Below are 22,988 nucleotides of genomic sequence, written 5' to 3'. Positions count from 1 at the left end.
AATTAATTTGTAATTTGCTGCCAATCGTTCCCGCTGATAAGGGTCTTTCTACATCAACCGGCCGAAAAACTGCGATTAAGGTAATGAAACTCAGTTATATTTTTATAGGTGTATTCCTGCTTTCTTTTTTAGGAAGAGGGGAAATATATGCCCAAAGCAGCCTTCGGCAGTATAAAAAAAATTCTGTGCTGGCAGCAGGCAGCTGGTATAAGATAGGTATCAGCGCCGCCGGGATCTATAAAATAGATGCCGCCTTCCTCCAAAGTATGGGGATCACGGGGCTGCCATCTGCCGGGTTGCGGCTTTTTGGAACCGGAGGCCAGATGCTGGGGGAGCCTAATGCAGCCCCGCGGTACGACGATTTGCCGGAAATAGCCCTGCAGGTGGAAGACGGCGGCGACGGGGTGCTGGATGGCAGCGATTATGCCCTTTTTTATGCCCCCGGTCCGCATTGCTGGCTGTATAACAGCAGCACCAAAACCTTTACCCATCAGCAGCACCTGTATGCAGATACCGCCTGGTATTACATCACCACTACCGGAACAGGGCTCCGGGTAACCACCGCAGGCGATGAGCCGGCGGGAGCAGTGCCGGAATATACTTTTGATTATCATGCCTTTTATGAAAGAGACAGCCTGAATTTCCTGAATAGCGGTAAACAATGGTGGGGGCAGGAGTTCAGTAAAGTAGTGGGCTTAACACGCGGCTACCGGTTTAACCTACCTTCCGCCGCAGCAGGAAAAGTGTGGGTAACTATGCGGGCAGCCGCACGGAGCAGCGCCGGGAGTAACTTCAATGCTACTGTAAATAAAGTGCCGGCAATAACCAATATGTACCTGCTGCCGGTTACCGGTAATATTTTTGAGGGAGTGGCTACCGCTGCCGCCGCTACCGGCGGGGCGGATGTGGGTGAGCCGGACCTGGAAATAGGGGTAGAGTTTCTACCGGGAAATATCAACGACAAGGGTTGGCTGGACTACCTGGAAGTGCAGACGCGTTGCGCGCCGGTACTGCCGGCCGCCGGGGTGCTGGATTTCCGCAGTACCCGTTACGCCGGCAGCGGGCAACCCGGCCGTTTTGCCGTGCATAACGCCAACGCGCAAACGTATATCTGGGACGTTACGGATCCGCTGAACCCGGTGGTGATGAAAACAACCCTGCAGGGCGATTCCCTGCTCTTTACCGGCAAAAACGACCGGCTGCATGAATACATCGCTTTCCGCGCTGCTGCCGCAGGCCGGCCGGACTTCGCCGGAACAGTACCTAACCAGGACCTGCATGGCAGCGGTCCGGCAGATATGCTGATTGTTACCACCCCCACGCTCCTGCCACAGGCAGAGCGGCTGGCGGCCATGCACAGGGCGGCTGATCAGCTGTCGGTGCAGGTAACCACCATCGACCAGGTGTACCAGGAGTTTGCATCCGGAACGCCTGATCCCACCGCCCTGCGGGATTATGTAAAAATGTTTTATGACCGGGGGCCCGCGCCCCGCTACCTGTTGTTGTTTGGCGCCGCCTCCTATGATTACCGGCAACGGGTAAAAAATAATACCAACGACATCCCCTCCTGGCAAAGCGAGGCTTCCCTTGACGCTATCCGGTCGTACGTATCCGATGATTACTTTGGTATACTGAAAGATGAGGGGGATATCACGGGAACGGCTAAACCCGATCTGCTGGATATTGGTATTGGCCGCATTCCTGCGCGTAATGAAGCGGAAGCCCGGCTGGCAGTGGATAAGATCCTGCGGTACCGGCAACCTGCTGCATTCGGCGCATGGCGCAACCAGGTAACGCTACTGGCAGATGATGAAGATGATAACCTGCATTTTGAAGATGCAGAAAAAATGGGCGCCATTCTTTCCGCTGATGCGAAGCTGCTGAATACAGATAAGATCTATGCAGATGCCTATCCGCAGGAAACGGGCAGCTCCGGCGCCATCTACCCGGAAGTAAACAAAGCAATTGCCCGGAAAATTAATAAAGGAACGCTGGTATTGAATTATACCGGTCATGGCAGCAACTCGCGCCTGGCCGCGGAAAATATTATGGATGCGGGCAGTATCAGCGACTGGCATAATGAAAATAAACTCCCGCTGTTTATTACTGCCACCTGCGATTTTGCACCATATGATGATCCGGGTATCACCTCACTGGGGCATAAAGTATTACTGCAGCACACCAGCGGCGCTATTGCACTGATGACCACCACCCGCGCGGTTTTTTCGGCCTCGAACCAATTGATGAACGCCAATTATATGAAGGTGGCGTTCACGCCATTAGCGGATGGGCGTATGCCTGCACTCGGAACAGCTGCGATGCTGGCCAAGAACCTTACCTATAGTAGTTCCGGCGATGCGGTGAATAACCGGAAGTTCCAGCTGCTGGGAGATCCGGCGCTCACCCTGGCATTCCCAACTTACCGCGTAATCACGGATTCTATTAACGGCAGGGCTGCCACAGCGCAACCCGATACCGTGAAAGGACTGGGTATGTACACCGTGAAAGGCCATATAGAAGATGCACAGGGCAACCGGGTAACAGCCTATAATGGTGTTTTGTATACAACCGTATATGATCAGCCGGCCCTGTTAAAAACCCGTGGTAACGATGCCGGCAGCCAGGTGGCGGGCTATAAGTTGCAGCGCAATGTATTGTTCCAGGGTACACAAACTGTGAATAGTGGCAGATTTTCTTTTACATTTGTGGCCCCCGTGGATATCAGGGAAGGTGATGGTAGAGGAAAAATCAGTTATTATACCAGTAATGAGCAGCTGGATGGTAACGGTTATTTTGATAATTTCACCACCGGGGGGCAGGCATCCCCGCCGGTAGCTGATGTGAATGGGCCGTCGGTAAATGCCTGGCTCGATAGCCGCAGTTTCCGGAGCGGAGATATTACAGGCCCTGATCCTTTGCTGATAGTAGATCTGGCAGATAGCAGCGGTATTAATATTTCGGGGAATAACGGGCTTTACCAGCTCACGGCAATTCTGGATAGTACAGAATATATTGTGTTAAATGATTATTTTGGGGCATCTTTGGATAGCTATAAAAAAGGTAACGTACTTTTCCCGTTAAAGGGATTGTCAACAGGAGAACACCGGATTACAATCAAAGCATGGGATTCCCGGAACAATGGGGCTACTACAACCATTTATTTTAAAGTAGCGGAGCAGGGAATACTGACTGTAGATGAAGTAAGGAACTTTCCGAATCCTTTTCATGATGTAACACGGTTTTCCTTTTTGCATAACCGGCAGGGAGAAGAACTGGAACTTACATTACAGGTGTTTACGTTGGGAGGAAGACTGGTAAAAACTATGCGTAGCACAATAATTTCCACAGCCGGCCGTTTTGAGGGCATGCCCTGGGATGGTCGTAATGATTCGGGAGCAAAACTGTCCTCAGGACTGTACGTGTACAGGTTAATAATCAGGACTTCCACAGGTACGAAGATAAAGGGCGGTAAGCTGGTGTTATTATAGCCTATGCAGGAAAATAATTTTTACCATTATCCCAAATAAACCCCTTTCTGTGTTATATTAATAAATAAGATTATTTTTACATCCTTATCAAATACAAAATCTGCATGATCCGAAAGGTAACAATGGGCCTTGTGTTCATTTACGGTACTTTCATAAGTTTACAAACCTCAGCTCAAATGAATTCCGGTGAAAGAGACGGGCGTACAAATGCAATAAATACCGCGGTTCCTTTTCTGAGAATTACACCGGATGCACGCAGTGGAGCTATGGGCGACGTGGGAGTAGCCATATCCCCGGACGCATCTTCCATTTATAACAATCTCTCCAAACTTCCTTTTGCGGAAAAAAATGGCGGTTTGGCAGTTACTTATACTCCCTGGTTAAAAGAACTGGTAAACGACGTTTTCCTGGCTACTGTGTCTGGTTATACCAAGCTGGATGAGCAGCAGGCCATTTCCGGTTCCTTGAGATATTTCTCTCTCGGAACAATCAATTTCACAGATATAACTGGTACGCCTACCGGCGATTTCCGTCCGCGGGAATTTGCACTGGATGCGGGTTATGCCCGTAAATTGTCGGATCATTTTGGTATTGGCTTAACCGCCCGTTATATTTACTCCAACCTGGCAGGCGGACAAAGCAATGGTAGCGTAAGCATTAAGCCAGGCAAAGCCTTTGCTGCCGATTTATCAGGATTTTACACCAAGGATTTTGAGAAAGATGATGGCCTGGTAAACAGGCTGAATATTGGTATGGCTATTACAAATATCGGTACCAAGATTTCTTACACCAGTTCTGCTGCCAATAAAGACTTCCTTCCCACCAACCTGGGTATCGGTACCGCCTATACGGTATCACTGGATGAGGCCAATCAGCTGACCTTTGCACTGGATATCAATAAATTACTGGTACCTACCCCGGATTCTGCCGGATTGTATAAAGAGAAAAGCACACTGGAAGGAATGTTCAGTTCCTTTGGCGACGCTCCTCTCAAGGAAGAAATACAGGAACTGATGTACTCTGTGGGTATGGAATACTGGTACAACCAGCAATTTGCAGTGAGAGCCGGCTATTTCAACGAAAACAAGAACAAAGGAAACCGCAAATATTTTACTGCAGGTATCGGTGTTAAGTACGATATCTTCGGTCTCAATTTCTCTTACCTGGTTCCTTCGGGATCAGGGATACAGCGTAACCCGCTTTCCAATACACTGCGCTTCACCCTTACATTCGACCTGGGGCCGAGAGATGAGGAAAGCCGTACAGGATGGTAACACATATTTAGTCGTTTAATTATATAAATGATTGAAGCATTAAATAATTATCTGGTTTAATCCCTCCGCAAAACGGGGGGATTTTTATATTTATTGGCTTACCTTGCGGATTGGCAAAATGATTAAATTATTACAAATATGAGTAGGATACGTATAGGATTGGGAGTAGATTTCCATCAGCTGACAGAAGGACGTGAATTCTGGCTTGGAGGCGTACTGGTACCACATCATAAAGGAGCGCTGGGGCACAGCGATGCCGATGTATTGTTACATGCCATTTGTGATGCGATGCTGGGAGCGCTTTCCCTGGGAGATATCGGGGTACATTTTCCGGATACCGATAACACTTACAAGAATATCGACAGTAAAATATTATTAGCCCGGTGTGCGCAGCTGATCGGGGAGAAAGGATACCAGGTGGTAAATGTGGACAGTACCCTGTGCCTGGAGGCGCCTAAAATAAAAGCATATGTGCCCGAAATGCAGGCCGTGATTGCCAAAATCCTGCATGTGAGTACAGAAGACGTGTCCGTTAAGGCAACTACTACAGAAAAACTGGGTTTTGTAGGCCGTGAGGAAGGGGTTACAGCGCACGCAGTGGTATTGCTGGAGCATATCACCCAGTAATTCACCATTCATAATTATTTTAAAATATCTTTGTTCAATGGCGGATATCATTGTGAAAATAATCAATAAGTCGGGTAATGAATTACCGGCTTATGCAACGGCAGATGCGGCAGGAATGGACCTCCGCGCACATTTGGAAACAGCAGTTACCCTGCAATCACTGGAAAGGATGCTGATCCCTACCGGTTTATTCATGGAACTGCCGGCTGGCTATGAGGCGCAAATCCGCCCCCGTAGCGGATTGGCTATCAAACAGGGACTTACGCTCCTAAACACGCCTGGCACGATAGATGCAGATTATCGTGGAGAGATTAAGATTATCATGATCAACTTATCCAACGAACCGCAAACCATACAACCTGGCGACCGTATTGCTCAGATGATCATCGCTCCTTTTGTTCAGGCGGTCATAGAACCGGTAACCGTGCTGACAGAAACCGTTAGAGGTGTAGGAGGATTTGGACATACCGGTAAATCCTGATAAATGCGGATATACTTCACCGTTATAGGGCTGGCTGGTATTTTATTAATGGGAGCCTGTAGTGGTGCCAAATCATCAGCATCACGTAAAGACACAACCATTAATAACGCCACTGTGTTGTCACAGCGGGCGGATAGCCTCTTTTTTGCCGCCCAGCGTTCCAAAATGCTGGGTGACTACCGTACGGCTATCACCCAGTATGCAGACTATCTGCGGCTGAATAAAAATAATCCTACCGTTAATTACGAATTAGCCCGTCTTTTTATAGAAGTACAAAATGCCGGTAATGCGCTCATCTTTGCCCGTCGCGCTGCAGCACTGGACCCGCAGAATCACTGGTTCCAGGTAACCCTTGCAGATGCCTACGCAGTTAATGAAAAATTTGACAGCGCTGCCTATGTTTTTGAGGGCCTTACCAGCAGATACCCCGATAACGAAGATTATCTTTATAACAAAGGAATTTTACTGGCAAAAGCCAATAAACCTGCCTCCGCACTTGCTGCCTTTGACCAGTTGGAAAAAAAGGTGGGCGTAGTGGAAGAACTCATTTACCAGAAACAGAAACTGCTGCTGAAAATGAGCATGGTGGATGAAGCGGCAACAGAAATAAAAAAACTCATCAACCAGGAGCCGGAGGAAATCAGGTATTATTATTTGTTGGCAGAAATATATGATGCCAACGACCGTGTGCAGGAAGCAGCGCAGGTGTATCATACCATTCTTACCAAAGATCCTGATAATCCAAGAGCCCTGATTGCACTGGCTTCTTACGCAAAGAAAAACAACGACACCGTTACTTATTGGGCAAATCTTACCAAAGCATTTGCCAATCCGGGTTACAGCATCGATGAAAAAGTAGCGTATGTATATCCGTACCTGCAGATGATGAACATGGATACTACCAAGCTGGAAGAAGGATTGCAGCTTACTTCCCTCATCATTAAAGCACACCCGTCGGATGCAAAAGCATATGCCCTCCGCGGTGATATGTTTTCACAGGCCGATATGCTGGACAGTGCAGAAGTAAGCTATAAAAAAGCCCTGAGCCTCGATGACAGCCGTTTCTCGGTATGGTATCAGCTGATGTGGATTTATTCCCGCAAAGATGATCCCACTGCGTTACTGGCGCTCAGCAACAATGTAACCGGCAAGTTCCCGAAAGAATTTATGGGCTACTACTTTAAAGGGGTGGCCAGTTTTCTTTTGCAACAGTATCCTGCGGCGATCAGTTCGTTGAATACTGCCTTGGAAATAGGTAATGGAGAGAAGAAATTCCTGGGAGATATTTATTCCCTGCTGGGAGATTCCTATCATGCTACCGGGCAGCACCGGCAGTCGGACAGCAGCTACGAACGCGCTTTACTGCTCCGTCCGAAAGATGCACTGATCATGAACAATTATAGCTACTATCTTTCGTTAAGAGGAGAGAACCTCGAGAGGGCAGCAGAAATGTCGAAACAATCGCTGGAACTGGAACCGGAAAGTCCAACCTACATGGACACCTACGCCTGGATCCTTTTCCGCCAGGAAAAATTTGCAGAAGCAAAAGAGTGGATCGAGAAAGCGCTGCAATACCCGGAAGCACAGAAAAATCCGAACGTACTGGAGCATTACGGTGATATCCTGTTTAATCTGAAAGAAGTTACAAAAGCGGTGGAATACTGGCAGATGGCTAAAGACAAGGGAGCATCCTCTGTAGACCTGGCCCGAAAGATCGCTGAAAAAAGATATATTCAATAAGCATTTGCTATAAGTCATCGCTCAATGAAGAGAAAAATAGAAGTCACACTTTTAATTATAACTGTCGGTTTGGGAATGATGGCTTGCCGCCATCCTAAAAAGTTGGCCCGTACGTCTTTCCCGGCCGCCGATACCAACAAAGTAACCCTGGGAAAAGATAGTTCCACAAACGAGGAACTGACCCGTTTTACCAGCGAAATGCTGAAAGGTATTCATGCCAATCATATTGAGTTTAATACTTTTTCAGGCAAAATGAAGCTGGCATTTGAAACAGACAAGAAGAGCCATAATAACCTGAATGCTACTTTCCGTATTAAGAAAGACAGCATCATATGGATATCCGTGTCGGCGCCGATTGTAGACGAAGTGATAAGGGCTGTGATCACACCGGATAGTCTTAAAATGTATAACCGCCTGGATAAACAGTTATTTCTCCGGAGGATGTCGGACGCTGAAGAGTTGCTGAATATCCCCTTCGATTTCAATACCCTTCAGGACATGCTGATCGGTAACCCGGTATATCTTACGGATTCCGTGTACCAGGTAGTGAAAACGCCGGCCATTATTTCTTTCAGCTGCGATCATGCAAAGTTTATCAGTCTCTTTAATGTGTTTGCGGATGACTACGGATTGCAGCAAAGCAAAGTGATGGATAAAGACAGCAGCGGTGCTGCAAAACGTTCCTGTGAGCTGACCTATGGCGACTACACAAAAGTAGCCGGCCGCAAATTCCCTACTACACGTCGTATTTACATAGAAGAAAAGAATGTGACGAAAGTTGCACTGGACTTTACACGCTATGATTTTGATGTGCCGCTCACCTTTCCATTCAGCATGCCCGCCAGCTATAAACGTATGTAAAATGTTAATTGAGTAAATGTCGTATTCATTAAACTAATAAACGTTGTATATTTATTTAATTTGCAGTTACTAAATTTAGTCATGTTGTATTTGAAGAAGATTATCCCGTTTATGTTGGTGCTATGGTTAATGCCAGCCATGTTGGTTGCTCAGAATACTGGGCAGCAGCAACAGTCGCGGGAAGAACTGGAGCGAAGAAAGAAGGAGCTGCAAAGAGAAATAGATGAGGCAAACGAACAACTGAAGGAAACCAAGAAATCTACCAAAGAAAGTCTTGGTCAACTCCGTGCATTGCGCGATAAGATTACGCTGCGCAGCCGTTTGATCAATAACATCAACGAGGAGATCAACTTCATTAACGGGGATATCAATACTGCTGCGCGGGATGTTAAAACCCTGCAGAAAGACCTCGATACCCTCAAGGCCCAGTATGCACAGCTGGTGATCTACGCTTATAAAAACCGTTCTTCTTATGATATGCTGAACTTCGTATTTTCTGCAGAGAATTTTAACGATGCAGTAAAACGTTTTCAGTATTTAAAGCAGTACCGTGAGTATCGTCGCCGGCAGGCAGATAACATTGTGTCTACACAGGAGCAGCTGAATCAGAAGATCCAGAACCTGGAGTCGCAGCGGGTAAGGCGTTCTGATGCGCTTAAAACAGAGCAGGAGCAACGCAATACGCTGGAAGTGGATAAGAAAGAGAAAGATGAAGTGTTGAATAAGCTGAAGGGGCGTGAGAAAGAGCTGGTAGCGGATATTAACCAGCGTAAGAAAGATGCCCAGAAAGTACAGCTGGCAATCAGAGCGGTAATCCGCAGGGAAATAGAAGAAGCGCGTCGTAAAGCAATAGAAGAAGAAACGGCCCGCCGTAAAGCAGCGGAAGAAAAACGCCGCCGTGAAGAAGAAGCCCGTAAAGCCGCTGCACTGGCTGCTGCAGAAAGAGCAAAAGCTGCTGCCGCCAATAACAACAATAACAACGTTGCCAACAATACGCCGGCACCGCCACCACCTCCTGTGAAAGCACCGGAGCCCGCACCGGAACCTGAAAAAACAGTAACCCGCACAGAAAACGTGCTGGAAGCAACACCGGAAGCGCTGGCATTGTCGGAGAGCTTTGAAGCCAACAGGGGTAAATTGCCCTGGCCGGTGGATGCAGGTAATATCATCGAGCATTTTGGTATACACCAGCATGCGGTAATGGAACATATACAGGTACCATCAGATGGTATTGTGATTGCCACCAATAAGGGCGGCGCCGTGAAATCTATTTTCGACGGGGAAGTGAAATCGGTAGTGGTAATGCCGGGATCAGGATATGTAATTATTATCCGTCACGGACAATACTTTACTACGTATGTACGTTTGCAAACTACCCGTGTGAAGAAAGGCGATAATGTGAAAACAGGGCAGGTAATTGGTACTGCCAGCACCAACGATATTGAAAATACCGGTGAAGTGGAGCTGCAGATATGGAAAGGCATTACCAAACAGAATCCTGAACAGTGGATCAGGAGAAGATAATTTAAACATAGCTGAAACTATACGAGATAAAGCTGAAAGCATTTTAAGGATGCTTTCAGCTTTGCGCTTACTAACCAAATGCATTTTTTTTGAGAAAGTTGATCCCTCTTTTGATGGCTCTGTGGCTACTGCCTGCGCTGTTGTATGCTCAGCGGGGTAGTAAGCAATCGCGCGCGGCACTGGAAAACCGTAAACAGGAGCTATTGAAAGAAATAGAAGAAGCGAACAAATCCTTGCAGCAAACCAGGAAATCCACCCGGCAAAATGTTGCCCTGCAGCGGGAACTACTCCAGAAAATTTCTACCCGCAACGCGCAGATCGTTAGCATTAACAACGAAATCAGTTTAATAGAAGGAGATATCAGCCATACTAACAGCAACGTACAAACGCTGGAGAGAGAAGTGGATTCTCTCAGGGCAAGGTATGCACAGCTGGTAGTATACGCTTATAAAACCCGTGATTCGTATGAGGTGCTGAACTTCTTTTTTTCTGCCACCAGTTTTAATGACGCCATCCGCCGGTATCAATACCTGCAGCAATACCGTGAAAACAGGCGCAAGGAAGCAGAAAGCCTGCTATCTACCAAAGCATTGCTGGGAGAGAAGCTGGCGGTGTTAGAGCAACAACGGGCGCAGAAAACGGGGGTATTGAAAACAGAACAACGGCAGCGGACCGATCTGCTGGAGGATAAGAAAGAGACAGATAAAACCATTGCCCAGCTGAAAGACCAGGAGCAGGAATTACAGCAGCGTATCAATAAAAGTAAAGCGGAGGCGCGGCAGGTAGACCAGGCCATCCAGGATGCCATCCGGCGGGAAATAGCTGCGGCGCAGAAGAAGGCGGCCGCACAGGCGCTGGCCCGTAAAAAGGCTGCGGATGCCCGTCGGCGCGAACAGGCCGCTGCCCGCAGAAGAGCCGCTATTGCTGCTGCAAAAAAAGCAGGTAAGAAACCGCCTGCAAAAGTGGAGAAAGAAGAAGCGGAAGAAGACGATGCACCGGAAGCTAAAACTTCCAGTGAAGATGCGCTGGTAGCCACTCCGGAGGCGCTTTCCCTGTCGCGCGATTTTGAAGCCAACCGTGGTCGTTTGCCCTGGCCGGTAGATGCTGGCCGTGTTACGGGTCATTTCGGTGCTGGCAGGGTTGGTAAAATTGAAGTGGATCACAACGGCACTATCATCGCTACCGCAAGGGGCGCCGCAGTGAAGGCCATTTTCGACGGGGAAGTAATTATGGTATTTATGGTACCGGGCGCAGGGTATATGGTAACCCTGCGCCACGGAAAATATTTTACCAATTATGTGAGATTACTGGATGTTCGTGTCAGCAAAGGAGCTTCTGTAAAACGTGGACAAACACTTGGTGTGGCCGCACCGGGTGCAGGTAGCAATACCGGGGAGATAGAATTACAGATATACCGCAATATGGTGAAACAGAATCCGGAAAAATGGATACGTGCCCGTTAAAGCAACTGCACTTGTTTTTGCAGCACTTCTTCGTATAAAGCTTCGTATTGTGGAATGATATTATCGATATGGAAGCGTTGTGCCTGTTCCCATGCTCCCTGCCGTACCTGCTCCAGTAACTTTTCGTCTTTCAGCAGTTTGATCGCATGGGCAGCCATTCCGTCCACATCGCCTACGTTGCTCATATAACCGGTTTGTCCGGGGATATTGATTTCCGGTAAACCACCTGCATTGGAGGAGATCACAGGCACACGTGCCGCCATTGCTTCCAGCGCTGCAAGACCAAAACTTTCATATTCCGATGGCAGCAGGAACAGATCACTGATAGACATTACATCTTCCAGTTGCTCCTGTTTACCTACAAATCTTACATCATCACAAATACCTAATTCCCGGCAAAGACATTCAATAGCCGGCCTGTCCGGGCCATCGCCTACCAGCAGCAGTTTGGCCGGCACTTCTTTGCGTACCTGGGCAAAAATCTTTACCACATCCGGTACCCGCTTTACCTTACGGAAGTTGGATACATGCAGGAGGATCTTTTCACCGTTGGGAGCAATAGCCTGTCTGAAATGAGGTAGTTCCCGGCGGCTGAAGCGCTGGGTATCCACAAAATTGTAGATCACCGTGATATCCTTTTCTATCGGGAACGATTTATAGGTTTCATCCCGCAGGTTCTCGGAAACGGCGGTAATAGCATCTGATTCGTTGATGGAGAAGGTAACCACCGGTTCGTAGGTTTTATCCTTACCCACCAGGGTGATATCTGTACCGTGAAGTGTAGTGATAAAAGGCACTGTTCTGCCATGCTTTTTTACGATCTGTTTGGCCATATAGGCGGTAGATGCGTGTGGAATGGCATAGTGAACGTGCAGCAGGTCCAGTTTCTGATTAATGATAACGTCTACCATAGTACTGCTGAGGGCAGATTCATAAGGTGGAAAATCAAAAAGCGGGTATGTAGGAACCTGAACCTCGTGATAATATATATTAGCGTGAAATGCATTAAGCCTTACCGGCTGTTGATATGTAATAAAGTGGACCATATGGCCTTTGTCGGCCAGGGCTTTCCCCAGCTCTGTGGCCAGCACCCCACTACCACCGTAAGTGGGGTAACATACTATTCCTATGCGCATGAGTTAATTTTTTGCATTCTGCAAAGGTACTAAAAAGCAGAACGATATCGCATAATGCCTGAGGAGAGGGATAAGCGGTAGCCGGGAGGGCTGCCGGGCAAAAGAGTTGGCCACTTGATACCTTTATGCTTTTCTCCTTCAGCTTTTTTAGTAGTTTTAACCATAAATTAACCTGCTGCATGAGAAACTATATAATGCCAATTTTGTTAGCCTGTACCCTGCCGGCCCTGGCGGTGGCACAGGAGAAGGATTCAGTAACATTGAGAAAACTGGCTGATGAGGTATTAACCCACAGCACTGCCTACGAAAACCTGCGGATCCTCACGAAGCAGATAGGCGGCCGTTTGGCCGGGTCCCCGCAAATGGTGAAAGCCGAGCAATGGGGCGTAAAGGCGCTTAAAGCCGCCGGCGCGGATACCGTTTATCTCCAGGAATGTATTGTGCCGCATTGGATAAGGGGCGCCAAAGAAGAAGCCCGTATTATCTCCAAACGCCGCGACTTTATACCGCCGCTGGAAGTACTGGCCCTCGGCAACTCGGTGGGCAGCGGACCGGATGGCGTAAACGCACCGGTACTGGAAGTGGCCTCGTTCGACGACCTCGAAGCCAAAAAGGACCAGGTAAAGGGAAAGATCGTTTTCTATAACTATCATTTCAACCCTACGTTCATAAAAACATTTTACTCCTATGGCGATGCCGTAAAGTATCGTGGCCAGGGCGCCAGCCGGGCCGCCAAATACGGCGCAGTGGCAGTTATTGTAAGATCCATGACGCATGGCGCCAATAACTTCCCGCATACCGGGGCTATGCAGTACGACAGCGCGTACCCCAAAATTCCGGCGGTGGCCATCGGGCTGGAAGATGCCGACCGTTTGAGCCAACGCTTAAAAGATGATAACAGCGCCAGCGTATTTCTGCGCACCAATTGCGAAATGAAGAAAGACACCATCGGGCATAACGTGATCGCTGAACTGAGAGGCAGCAAATACCCGGATCAGTACATCACTGTTGGCGGGCATCTTGATTCATGGGATGTGGCGGAAGGTGCGCATGATGATGGTACCGGTTGTGTACAGTCCATAGAAGTGCTGCGTGCCTTTAAGGCACTGGGCATGAAGCCGGAGCATACCCTTCGCGTGGTGTTGTTTGCCAATGAAGAAAACGGTACCCGTGGCGGTAAGAAATACGCGGAAGTAGCTAAAACCCGCCAGGAGAAGCACGTTTTTGCCCTGGAAAGCGATGCCGGCGGCTTTACGCCACGTGGCTTCACTACCACAATGGACGCTGCCCACAAAGCAAAAATGAACAGCTGGAAACCACTTTTTGCGCCTTATGGCATTTACGACTTTGACGAACCAGGGGGCGGGGTGGATGTAGGCCAGTTAAATGAGGCAATCGGTACGCCGATGGCTGAACTTTCTCCTGATTCGCAGCGTTATTTTGATATTCATCATGCCGCGAACGATGTGTTTGAAGCGGTGAATAAAAGAGAACTGGAATTGGGTGCGTTTGGTATGGCAGGTTTCATTTATCTTGTAGATCAGAATTTCTGATCATCCATCACTAAAAACTAACTATGGGTCGGTTTGTCTTTATCATTGTATCTGTTATTATACTGGTACTGGGAGGTATTTTCTTCTATAAATACTATTTTGTTTTCGGACAGGGCGTTAAAGCCGGGGAGCTGAATTATTTTGTGCAGAAGGGATACATCTTTAAAACCTATGAAGGCAAAGTGATCCAGTCGGGTTACCGGGGCAAGGTAGCCGGTACTATCCAGTCGAACGAATTTGAATTTTCCGTGAGCAGCGAACGGATTGCACAGCAGCTGATGACGGCCAGCGGAAAGATGGTGGAACTGCACTACAAAGAGTACCTGGGAGCCATTCCATGGAGGGGATACAGCGCATTTATTGTAGACAGTATTATTTCCATCAAGGATCCGGTGAAGTCGGAGCTGCCTTAAAATATAAAGGGGAATTACGAAAGCCGTAATTCCCCTTTTTTTATTCGTTGCCTGCGTACAGCAGGAAGATAGCCGGTCGTTTATGAAGATCAGGTAATTGTTTCTTCCACTCCTTTACCGTTTTTGTTTTAATATACTCCGTGGGAGCAGTGATATCTGCTGCGATACAAATCTGCGTATAGTCTTTACAGTTATCCAGTATATCCTTCAGCAGCTGGTTGTTGCGGTAAGGCGTTTCAATAAACAATTGTGTTTGCTTTTTCTTTTCCGATTCCTGTTCCAGTTCCCGGATCATCTTTGTTCTTTCGGGTGGTTTGATGGGAAGGTATCCTACAAACTGGAAATTCTGTCCGTTCATACCGGAGGCCATGAGGGCCAGCAGCATGGAGTTGGGGCCAATCATCGGGATCACCCTGGCATCAATGCTCTGTGCCAGCTTTACGATGAGGTGGCCGGGATCAGCGATAGCAGGGCATCCGGCTTCGCTGAGAATGCCGATATCTTTTCCTTCGAGTAATAATTTTTTTGCAAGAACCAGATCGGGCGCCTGGTTTTCATTCATCAGCAGGAGCTGCAGGTTATCTATCACGATGTTTCTGTCCAGCGACTTCAGATACCTGCGGGCTGTTCTTTCATTTTCTACATAAAAAACAGATAATTGCTGCACGATAGCGGTTACATAAGCGGGAATGCTGAATAGGGCGTCGGCGCTCAAAACAGTTGGAACCAGGTACACTTTGCCGGTGGTATTCATTATTTCAGTCTTTTTGTTTGTAAGTCAATGGTCGCTGCAATGACTGCGTAAGAAGGGGCCAGCATCCAGCCCAGTATGGGGATCAGCATGAACAGGTAAAACACCATGCCGTTACCGATAGCCATGCCGCGGTGCTGGCGGATAAAGTCGATGCTCTGCGACATATTTAAACGATGTCTTTCACAGCTATAGTCCATCATGGAGAAGCCATAAAAATAGGATTCAATAAAGAACCCGAGCATCGGGGTAAGCCAGCCGATCACCGGTATAAAAGAGATCAGTAAGAGAATGAGGATGGCGGCGGTTTGATAAACAATATTCCGGCACGACATTTTGATCCCGCGCAGGATATCCTGGCCCAGCTGCGACCAGCTGAACGGGAAGTCTTTATGATCCAGGATGGCTTCTGTCTTCTCAGATAAATAAGAAAACACGGGGGAAGCTACTATCAGGAACAGGTATTTAAAATAGGAAAAGTACCAGAATACAAATACAATCCGGATGGAAAATGCGACGAGGATAAAGAGGAAACTTAGCCAGCTGCTTTCCAGTTCCTGTACCCATTCTGTGATATGCATAAGCCGGGTGAGGTATTCCACAAAGTCGCCAGAGTAGCCCCATACAAAGTAAAATCCTGCAAAAAATAACAGGCAATAGATCACTCCAGGAATCAGTATCCATTTCCATAATTTATGCTGTAGTATGAATTGGTGGGCTTTTCCGTAAGACTGGATCGCCGACAGTACTTCTCTGAATGAAAACAACGCCTGAATATTTTATTGTAACTGAATGTGTGTTTTTCCTGGTTTTATGAAAGAGTAACGAAACTAACGCAAAATTAACAATGATTATCATGATTTTAAATGATTATCCTGATTTAGGAGATCATAAGATGTTATGAACTCCTAAATCAGGATAATTATTATATCACAAAAGCCATTGTCCTAGAAACGTGGACAGAGCGTTTTATATTTATTGTTTTCGTTCCGGGTGTGGATATAGATGAGTGAAATTTCCAGGCCGCCGCGGTAGTTGGAGGCTGGTTTCAGGCTGGATACGTTGGTGTCGTAGGTAAGGCCAATCTGGAAGCCTTTGATTTCAAGGCCCACATAGGGGATAATGGCATCTTTGAGGCGATACCAGCTACCCAGGTAAAAAGTGGTGGGATTATCGTCCATGTCGTTGAGCATGAAGCCATAGGCGCCACCAAAGGTGAATTCAGAAGCAGTGCTTTGTTTCATGTAGAGGATGCTGCCATGAAACCTGTCTTGCCCGTTTACCGGAACTGAACCTCCTCCGTGTACGGTCCAGCGATAGCTGAGCCTGTTCTGGGTAAGGTTCATGAATGATTCGGTAGGTTGGGTAATATGATAATAGGAGGCACCCATGTAAATATTGGACGCTTCGCCGATTAAGCCGTTGTATAAGATACCGATGTTGGGATCGAAGTAGGATATTTTAGGATTTACCAGTGTTTCATTGCTGGGAATCATTGGGTTATACCCGTTGTTATCGATCTGGTTTTCAAACTGCAGTTTGGTATTGTCTATTCTTTTCTGCACCAGCGTACCCTGTAAGCCGATGGCCAGGGTGTGGTTGCCTTCAGGGTCCAGTCCTTTGTGGTACGCGGTACTGAAGGAAAGGTAGCTGGAGGTGAGCGCACCGCCGCCGCTTCTGTCGTACATCGCCATAAGACCCACGCCCCAGATATCGGTATAGGAAATTACGTTTTTCAAAATGCCAAAATCAATGGCAGCGGTACCTGTTACGAAGGGGGTAGAAATACTCCTCCATTGCGACCGGTAGTTACCGGATAAACGATAATCTCCTGAAAATAAACCTGTAAACGCTGGGTTAAGGGTTAGCGGCGACGCAAAAAACTGCGAGAAGTGCGGGTCCTGCGCCCGCAAAGGATTAAAATAAAGTAATATGGCCAGGAATAGTAAAGCTCTTTTCATATCATTAAGCTTATAGCATAGGGTTTATGCAATACGGGTGAAGGTACATCAATTAAATCATATCTCAAATTAAATTCATGTATAAACGATCCGGCTTAGCAAAAAACAAATAGCAGCTTTGTTCTCTTTAAAGATACAAAACTGCTATCCGTAAAACGATTATTCCAGGTTATTGTTGTAATTTATTTCCGAAAGCCAGGTCGCCGGCATCTCCAAGCCCCGGTACTATATAGCCTTTAGCGGTTAATTCATCATCAATATCGCCGGCCCAGATGGTCAGACTCGCTTTGGTATTGCGTAATACATATTCGATTCCTACGGTACAGGCAATGGCCACCACCAAGTGTATATGACTGGGTTTGCCTATTTCTTCCAGGTGCTCTATGGTTTTCACCAATGAAGAGCCGGTAGCCAGCATCGGGTCGGAAAGGATCAGCACCTGCCCGTCGATAGAAGGAGTGCTTACATATTCCAGGCTGATATCAAAAGAACCGTCGTGATTATGTTTGCGGTAGGCAGAAACAAAGGCATGATCTGCCTTATCGAAGTAGTGCAGCAATCCCTGATGCAGTGCCAGTCCTGCGCGTAAGATAGTAGCCAGCACCGGTTGTGATTTCAGCACCCGGCAGGTAGCAATACCCATAGGGGTAGTCACTTCCTTTTCTTCGTAACTCAGTGTTTTACTGATTTCATATGCCGCTACTTCTCCCAGCCGTTCCATATTACGCCGGAAGCGCATACGGTCCTGCTGAACATCTATATTCCTGATCTCGCTTAACCATTCTCCCACCAATGAATTGGTTTCACTTAAATTGATAATCATGAGCTATCCCTTTGAGGCCGCAAATTACCGAAAAATAGTGGAACTACTCTTTGTCCAGCAGCATCGCTTTTTTAACCAGCTGGATGAATTCAGCGCGATAGCCTTCTGTATCCGTTCCTTTGGAATTACCGGCCCAGGATAACACCTGGTCGTAGGTGGCGGTGCCTTTGAAGGCTGAATTGCGCAACAACTGCCCGAAAGCGGCTACAGCAGCGGCCATCCGGAAATCTTCCGGCGCGGCGGTGATCTCCTGGTTGCTGTAATGCAACACTTTCTCCATCAATAAACTCTTGTTGGCATCCGGTTGTTTGTACCGCAATTTTACGGTGAGCACTTCGGATTTATTGCCAATCACTTTGCCTTCCTGGTATTTCAGCGGATCTACCCAGTTCACGGCGGTTCCCTTTGTGCCGGCAGGGATAATTTCATACAGGGCAGTAACGGTATGGCCTACGCCCATATCCCCGGCGTCTTTCTTATCATTGTTGAAATCTTCATTGGCGAGCACCCGGTTTTCATAGCCTACTAACCGGTACGACTGCACGAATTGCGGGTTGAATTCTATCTGCAGTTTTACATCCTTTGCTACGGTAAAAAGGGTACCGCCAAATTCAGTTACAAAGGTTCTGCGGGCTTCTTCAAAGTTATCGATATAAGCATAGTTGCCATTACCTTTATCTGCCAGCAGTTCCAGTTTGTTATCTTTATAATTACCCATACCAAAACCCAGCACAGAAAGAGATATACCTCGTTCCCTTTCCTTTTCGATCATCCCGGTAAGTTCTCCATCGCTGGAAACGCCTACGTTGAAATCGCCGTCGGTAGCGAGTATTACGCGGGTATTGCTGTTTTTGGAATACAGTTCACCGGCAATGGTGTAGGCCAGTTGTATGCCTGCACCACCGGCAGTGGAACCGCCGGCCTCTAACTGATCCAGTGCGGCCAGGATCTTTTTCTTATCGCTGCCGCTGGTGGCTGGCAGTACTACGCCTGCTGCACCGGCATATACTACAATGGCTACCTTATCTTCCAGGCGGAGCTGTTCTGTTAAAACCGCAAACGCGCGCTTAACAAGTGGTAACCGGTTTTCACCATACATGGAGCCTGACACATCTATCAGGAAAACAAGGTTGGAAGGAGGAAGTTCCCGGGTATCCACCTGTTTGCTTTTCAGGGCCACGCGTACCAGCTGATGGGCAGTATTCCAGGGGCAAACCGCCATGTCGGTATAAATAGCCACGGGATCTTTTCCTTCAGGCGCTTTGTATTGGTAATCAAAATAATTGATCATCTCTTCTACTCTCACTGCGTCCGCCTCCGGCATCATGCCCTGGTTCAGGAAACGGCGTACGTTGCTGTAGGAGGCCCTGTCCACATCAATGCTGAAGGTGCTGAGGGGCTGGTCTGTAGCTGTGTGGAAAATGTTTTCGTTAATCGGACTGTAGTCTTCTGTGTTGTAAACAGGGGAGGGGGCGTAGTTCTTGCTGGTACCCCTGATAGTGCTAACAGAAGCGGTTACATTTCTTCGTTTCTGTGCGCCATAGCCCACCACCACTACTTCAGACAGCGCGGAGCTACTAACCCCGGCCACCTTGCCCTGCAATGCATCGTTGGTATTGCCCTGCATCACATACTGGTTCCTTTTTTTATCGAGTGGCTGCAGTTTGGTAAGCTGTACTGTTATTTTATTCTGCCCGTCTTTCACAGCTACGTCAACCGCCGGGTAGCCGGCAGCGTTTACTTCCAGGATTAGCGCACCTGTGGCGGTTTTCAGGCTGAACTGCCCTTTTTTATCGGTGGCCGTTAATACATCTGTACCTTTTACCCGTACTACCACATTGGCGAGGGGGCTTTTAAGCAAACTGTCTGTTACAATACCTGTAATAACCCGTACCTGTTGGGCGGAGGCAGTAAATGCCACCAGGCAGCTGAGCAATAGTAAAGAGAGATATTTTTTCATGGCGAAGTAGTTTTTCTACCTGCAGGATGTGCCGGGCGGTCCGGTTTCCATAAATCGTAAAAAAAATATTTTAAAACTACCTTTGCTGAAATTTTTTGTCGATGGTATATAACGTGATTGGCACCATGTCTGGTAGCTCATTAGACGGATTAGATATAGTTTTTGCAGAACTGACCGAGATACGCGGACAATGGACCTATGTTATCAGGGCGTCGGAAAGCCTGCCTTACGAGCCGGAGTGGGTGGAGCAGCTGTCGCAGGCCACTTCCCTGCCGGCAAAGGATTACCTGCTGTTACATACCGCATACGGGCATTACACCGGCCGGCGTATCCTGAATTTCATTGAAAAGAACCAGCTGGATCATAAAATTCATTTTATCGCCTCACATGGTCATACTACTTTTCATATACCCGCGCAGAAAATGACCGCCCAGCTGGGTGATGGTGCAGCCATTGCCGCCGTAACAGGATTACCCGTTATCAGCGACCTCCGGGCGGTAGATGTGGCGCTGGGCGGGCAGGGAGCTCCCATTGTTCCTATTGGTGAAAAGTACCTGTTGCCCGGATACCAGTACTGGCTTAACCTGGGCGGTATCGCTAATATTTCGGCGCAGCTGCCCGAACAGTTTGTGGCATTTGATATTTGCCCGGCCAACAGGGTATTGAATGCCCTGGCAGCCGCACTGAATAAACCTTATGACGATGGCGGCGCACTGGCGGCGGGTGGAGTGGCCGACAGCAACCTGCTGGAACAACTGAATCAACTGGATTATTACACCAAACCCTGGCCGAAATCACTGGCCAACGATTTTGGTACCGATACCATATTGCCGCTGATAGCGCCTTTGCGCATTTCTGTACAGGGCAAGCTCCGCACCTATGTAGAGCATATTGCGGCACAGATCACGCAAGCTGTAAAAGCGCTGAAAGCGCAGCTGCCGGAAGGGCCTGGCAAGATGCTGGTAACCGGTGGCGGCGCGTTTAATACTTTCCTGGTGAATACGATCCGGCAACAGCTGGAGCCACTGGACATTACGGTGGAGGTGCCGGATGAGCAAACCGTTAGTTTCAAGGAGGCGTTGATCATGGCGCTTATCGGAACATTGCGCTGGAGACAGGAAGATAATGTGCTGAGCGGGGTTACCGGGGCTTCCCGCGACTCTATTAACGGTGCGTTGTGGACAACCCATTAACAGATTACTACAATCATAAAAAAAGCAGCGGATGTAACCGCTGCTTTTTTTATGTATTAGTGAGCTGTCGTGAATTGAAAACTATCTCCGTCGAACAGCCCGAGGTCACTCAGTTTTAAATGCGGTATTACCAGCAGCGCCATAAATGATAATGTCATGAAAGGCGATGCCAGTGTGGATCCCAACTCTTTTGCAGCTTTATCCAGCGCGCTGTACCGGGCTGCTATCGTATATCCGTCGAGGTTACTCATTAGTCCGGCTACGGGTAGTGGCAGTTCCTGCACTGTATTATTCCCCACTGCGCTGATGCCGCCCTGTGCGGCAATCACGCTGTTGATGGCAGCTGCGAGGCTTTCATCATCGGTACCCACTGCAATGATATTGTGACTGTCGTGTGCCACAGAAGAGGCGATGGCGCCATGTTGCAGACCGAAGCCATGGATAAATGCCACTGCCGGCGGCGCCTTTTTGTAGCGGTTTACTACTACCAGTTTGAGTATATCCTGTTGTGTATTACTTTCTATAGCGCCATTAACAACGGGTAGTACCGCGGTGAGGGTGTTGGTGATCAGTTGTCCATCCATCGCGCCGATTACCTTCACCGTTATTTCTTTTGCATTGCTATCGTTAACGGGTATACGAAAATCGGCAGCCGTTACAGGATCTGCTATAAAATTATTTACGGGAGATGAAGGGATGGAAGGTATCAGCGTATGTCCGTTTTCCGCGACTTTCACGCCGTTGATATATGTTGTGAGAATGTTAAAGTTTTGCAGGTCATCTATCACAATAAAATCTGCCGGATCATTTACCCGCAGTAATCCATTATCGAGTTTATAATGCAGTACCGGGTTAATACAGGCCGCCCTTAACACTTTGAACAGATCAACACCATAGGCCAGGGCGCGCTTCACCAGCAGGTTAATATGGCCTTCCACGAGGTTATCGGGGTGTTTATCGTCGCTGCAAAACATGATATGTGAAGCATGGTCGTGCAGCAGCGGGTACAATGCTTCAAAGTTTTTGGCAGCGCTTCCTTCGCGGATGAGGATATGCATGCCGTATTGCAGTTTATCAAGTGCTTCTTCGATGGTAAAGCATTCGTGATCGGTGCTGATACCGGCGGCAATATATGCGGCGGCGGTTTCGCCCCGGAGGCCGGGAGCGTGGCCATCCACGGGTTTGCCGGCTTTTTGGGCGGCGGCTATTTTAGCGAGTACTTCCGGATCTTTGTGCAGCACGCCGGGGAAGTTCATCATTTCTGTGAGGTACCTGATATCATCTCTCTGAAGGAATGTTTCAATATCGGCCACGGTTACTACTGCCCCGGCGGTTTCAAAAACGGTGGCCGGTACGCAGGATGGGGCGCCGAAGTTAAACCGGAAGGGAACTTTTTTGCCATTTTCGAGCATGTATTCCACGCCTTTTACGCCCATCACATTCGCTATTTCGTGCGGGTCGCTCACGGTGGCGATAGTACCGTGCACAACGGCCAGCCTGGCGAATTCTGAAGGGATGAGCATGGAGCTTTCCACGTGTACATGCGCATCCGTAAAGCCCGCAAGCAGGTAAGTGGTGTATTGATTGTTGTTGCGTTCAATGCGGTTGATATAGCCATCTGTGATATGTATAGTGGCCGGATATATTTCCTGTTGCAGTATATCTACCAGGTTGCCTGAGAGCTGGAATGTATTCATGTTGCAAAGCTAAGGAATAGGTCGTATTTTCAATGCTGGCGTA

18 protein-coding genes are annotated in these 22,988 nt (G+C 48.0%); 11 read left to right on the top strand and 7 right to left on the bottom strand.

The window, feature by feature from the left end:
• Positions 1–83: 83 nt before the first annotated feature.
• From porU to PV783_RS00890, 8 genes are all read left to right on the top strand, one after another.
• Positions 84–3,488: a type IX secretion system sortase PorU gene (gene porU, locus PV783_RS00925; protein ID WP_420986885.1), complete on the top strand. Its 3,405-nt coding sequence runs from the start codon at positions 84–86 to the stop codon at positions 3,486–3,488.
• 104 nt (positions 3,489–3,592) lie between these two features.
• Positions 3,593–4,762 carry a type IX secretion system outer membrane channel protein PorV gene (gene porV / locus PV783_RS00920; RefSeq protein ID WP_339546670.1) on the top strand — a complete coding sequence of 390 codons (1,170 nt, stop codon included), beginning with the start codon at positions 3,593–3,595 and terminating at the stop codon, positions 4,760–4,762.
• Positions 4,763–4,900: 138 nt separating this feature from the next.
• Entirely contained in the window at positions 4,901–5,389 is a 489-nt protein-coding gene (gene ispF, locus PV783_RS00915; protein ID WP_079471063.1) for a 2-C-methyl-D-erythritol 2,4-cyclodiphosphate synthase, read from the top strand.
• 37 nt (positions 5,390–5,426) lie between these two features.
• Positions 5,427–5,870, top strand: coding sequence for a dUTP diphosphatase (gene dut, locus PV783_RS00910; protein WP_111579902.1), 444 nt, complete (start codon positions 5,427–5,429; stop codon positions 5,868–5,870).
• A gap of 3 nt (positions 5,871–5,873) precedes the next feature.
• Entirely contained in the window at positions 5,874–7,610 is a 1,737-nt protein-coding gene (locus PV783_RS00905) for a tetratricopeptide repeat protein (protein ID WP_111579903.1), read from the top strand.
• Positions 7,611–7,634: 24 nt separating this feature from the next.
• Positions 7,635–8,471, top strand: a complete 837-nt coding sequence (locus tag PV783_RS00900; protein WP_420986884.1) for a DUF4292 domain-containing protein — start codon at positions 7,635–7,637, stop codon at positions 8,469–8,471.
• Positions 8,472–8,561: 90 nt separating this feature from the next.
• Positions 8,562–9,995 carry a murein hydrolase activator EnvC family protein gene (locus PV783_RS00895; protein WP_159454358.1) on the top strand — a complete coding sequence of 478 codons (1,434 nt, stop codon included), beginning with the start codon at positions 8,562–8,564 and terminating at the stop codon, positions 9,993–9,995.
• Positions 9,996–10,108: 113 nt separating this feature from the next.
• Positions 10,109–11,458, top strand: a complete 1,350-nt coding sequence (locus PV783_RS00890) for a murein hydrolase activator EnvC family protein (protein ID WP_420986883.1) — start codon at positions 10,109–10,111, stop codon at positions 11,456–11,458.
• On the opposite strand, the gene bshA is transcribed toward PV783_RS00890, so the two are convergent.
• Complete coding sequence (gene bshA / locus PV783_RS00885) at positions 11,455–12,594, bottom strand: N-acetyl-alpha-D-glucosaminyl L-malate synthase BshA (protein ID WP_079471057.1); 1,140 nt, start codon at positions 12,592–12,594, stop codon at positions 11,455–11,457. The genes PV783_RS00890 and bshA overlap by 4 nt on opposite strands.
• 179 nt (positions 12,595–12,773) lie before the next feature.
• Between bshA and PV783_RS00880 the strand changes: the two genes are divergently transcribed.
• Together PV783_RS00880 and PV783_RS00875 are read left to right on the top strand one after the other, a co-directional pair.
• Positions 12,774–14,147: a M20/M25/M40 family metallo-hydrolase gene (locus tag PV783_RS00880; protein WP_420986882.1), complete on the top strand. Its 1,374-nt coding sequence runs from the start codon at positions 12,774–12,776 to the stop codon at positions 14,145–14,147.
• A 23-nt stretch (positions 14,148–14,170) separates the two neighbouring features.
• Positions 14,171–14,560 carry a hypothetical protein gene (locus PV783_RS00875; protein ID WP_079471055.1) on the top strand — a complete coding sequence of 130 codons (390 nt, stop codon included), beginning with the start codon at positions 14,171–14,173 and terminating at the stop codon, positions 14,558–14,560.
• 40 nt (positions 14,561–14,600) lie between these two features.
• On the opposite strand, the gene PV783_RS00870 is transcribed toward PV783_RS00875, so the two are convergent.
• The 5 genes from PV783_RS00870 to PV783_RS00850 all read right to left on the bottom strand — a co-directional run bounded on the left by PV783_RS00870 (position 14,601) and on the right by PV783_RS00850 (position 20,055).
• A complete protein-coding gene (locus PV783_RS00870; protein WP_079471054.1) occupies positions 14,601–15,314 on the bottom strand; it encodes an SAM-dependent methyltransferase in 714 nt (237 codons plus the stop codon).
• Positions 15,314–16,078 carry an EI24 domain-containing protein gene (locus tag PV783_RS00865; protein ID WP_420986881.1) on the bottom strand — a complete coding sequence of 255 codons (765 nt, stop codon included), beginning with the start codon at positions 16,076–16,078 and terminating at the stop codon, positions 15,314–15,316. Before PV783_RS00865 ends, PV783_RS00870 begins: the two co-directional genes overlap by 1 nt.
• A 180-nt stretch (positions 16,079–16,258) precedes the next feature.
• Positions 16,259–17,272, bottom strand: coding sequence for a PorP/SprF family type IX secretion system membrane protein (locus PV783_RS00860; protein WP_111579907.1), 1,014 nt, complete (start codon positions 17,270–17,272; stop codon positions 16,259–16,261).
• 169 nt (positions 17,273–17,441) lie between these two features.
• On the bottom strand, positions 17,442–18,095 hold the full coding sequence (gene upp, locus PV783_RS00855) for a uracil phosphoribosyltransferase (protein WP_079471051.1): 654 nt from the start codon (positions 18,093–18,095) through the stop codon (positions 17,442–17,444).
• 43 nt (positions 18,096–18,138) lie between these two features.
• A complete protein-coding gene (locus tag PV783_RS00850; protein ID WP_420986880.1) occupies positions 18,139–20,055 on the bottom strand; it encodes a YfbK domain-containing protein in 1,917 nt (638 codons plus the stop codon).
• 101 nt (positions 20,056–20,156) lie between these two features.
• On the opposite strand from PV783_RS00850, the gene PV783_RS00845 reads away from it, so the two are divergent.
• On the top strand, positions 20,157–21,248 hold the full coding sequence (locus PV783_RS00845) for an anhydro-N-acetylmuramic acid kinase (protein WP_079471049.1): 1,092 nt from the start codon (positions 20,157–20,159) through the stop codon (positions 21,246–21,248).
• 56 nt (positions 21,249–21,304) lie between these two features.
• Here the strand turns inward: PV783_RS00845 and ade are convergent, their stop codons facing one another.
• A complete protein-coding gene (gene ade, locus PV783_RS00840; RefSeq protein ID WP_420986879.1) occupies positions 21,305–22,945 on the bottom strand; it encodes an adenine deaminase in 1,641 nt (546 codons plus the stop codon).
• Positions 22,946–22,988: the final 43 nt, after the last annotated feature.

The organism is Chitinophaga sp. CC14 (assembly GCF_048957795.1).
Classification (GTDB): Bacteria; Bacteroidota; Bacteroidia; order Chitinophagales; family Chitinophagaceae; genus Chitinophaga; species Chitinophaga ginsengisegetis.
The sequence above is the reverse complement of the archived record's forward strand: the minus strand, read 5'-3'. Positions and strand labels throughout refer to the sequence as shown.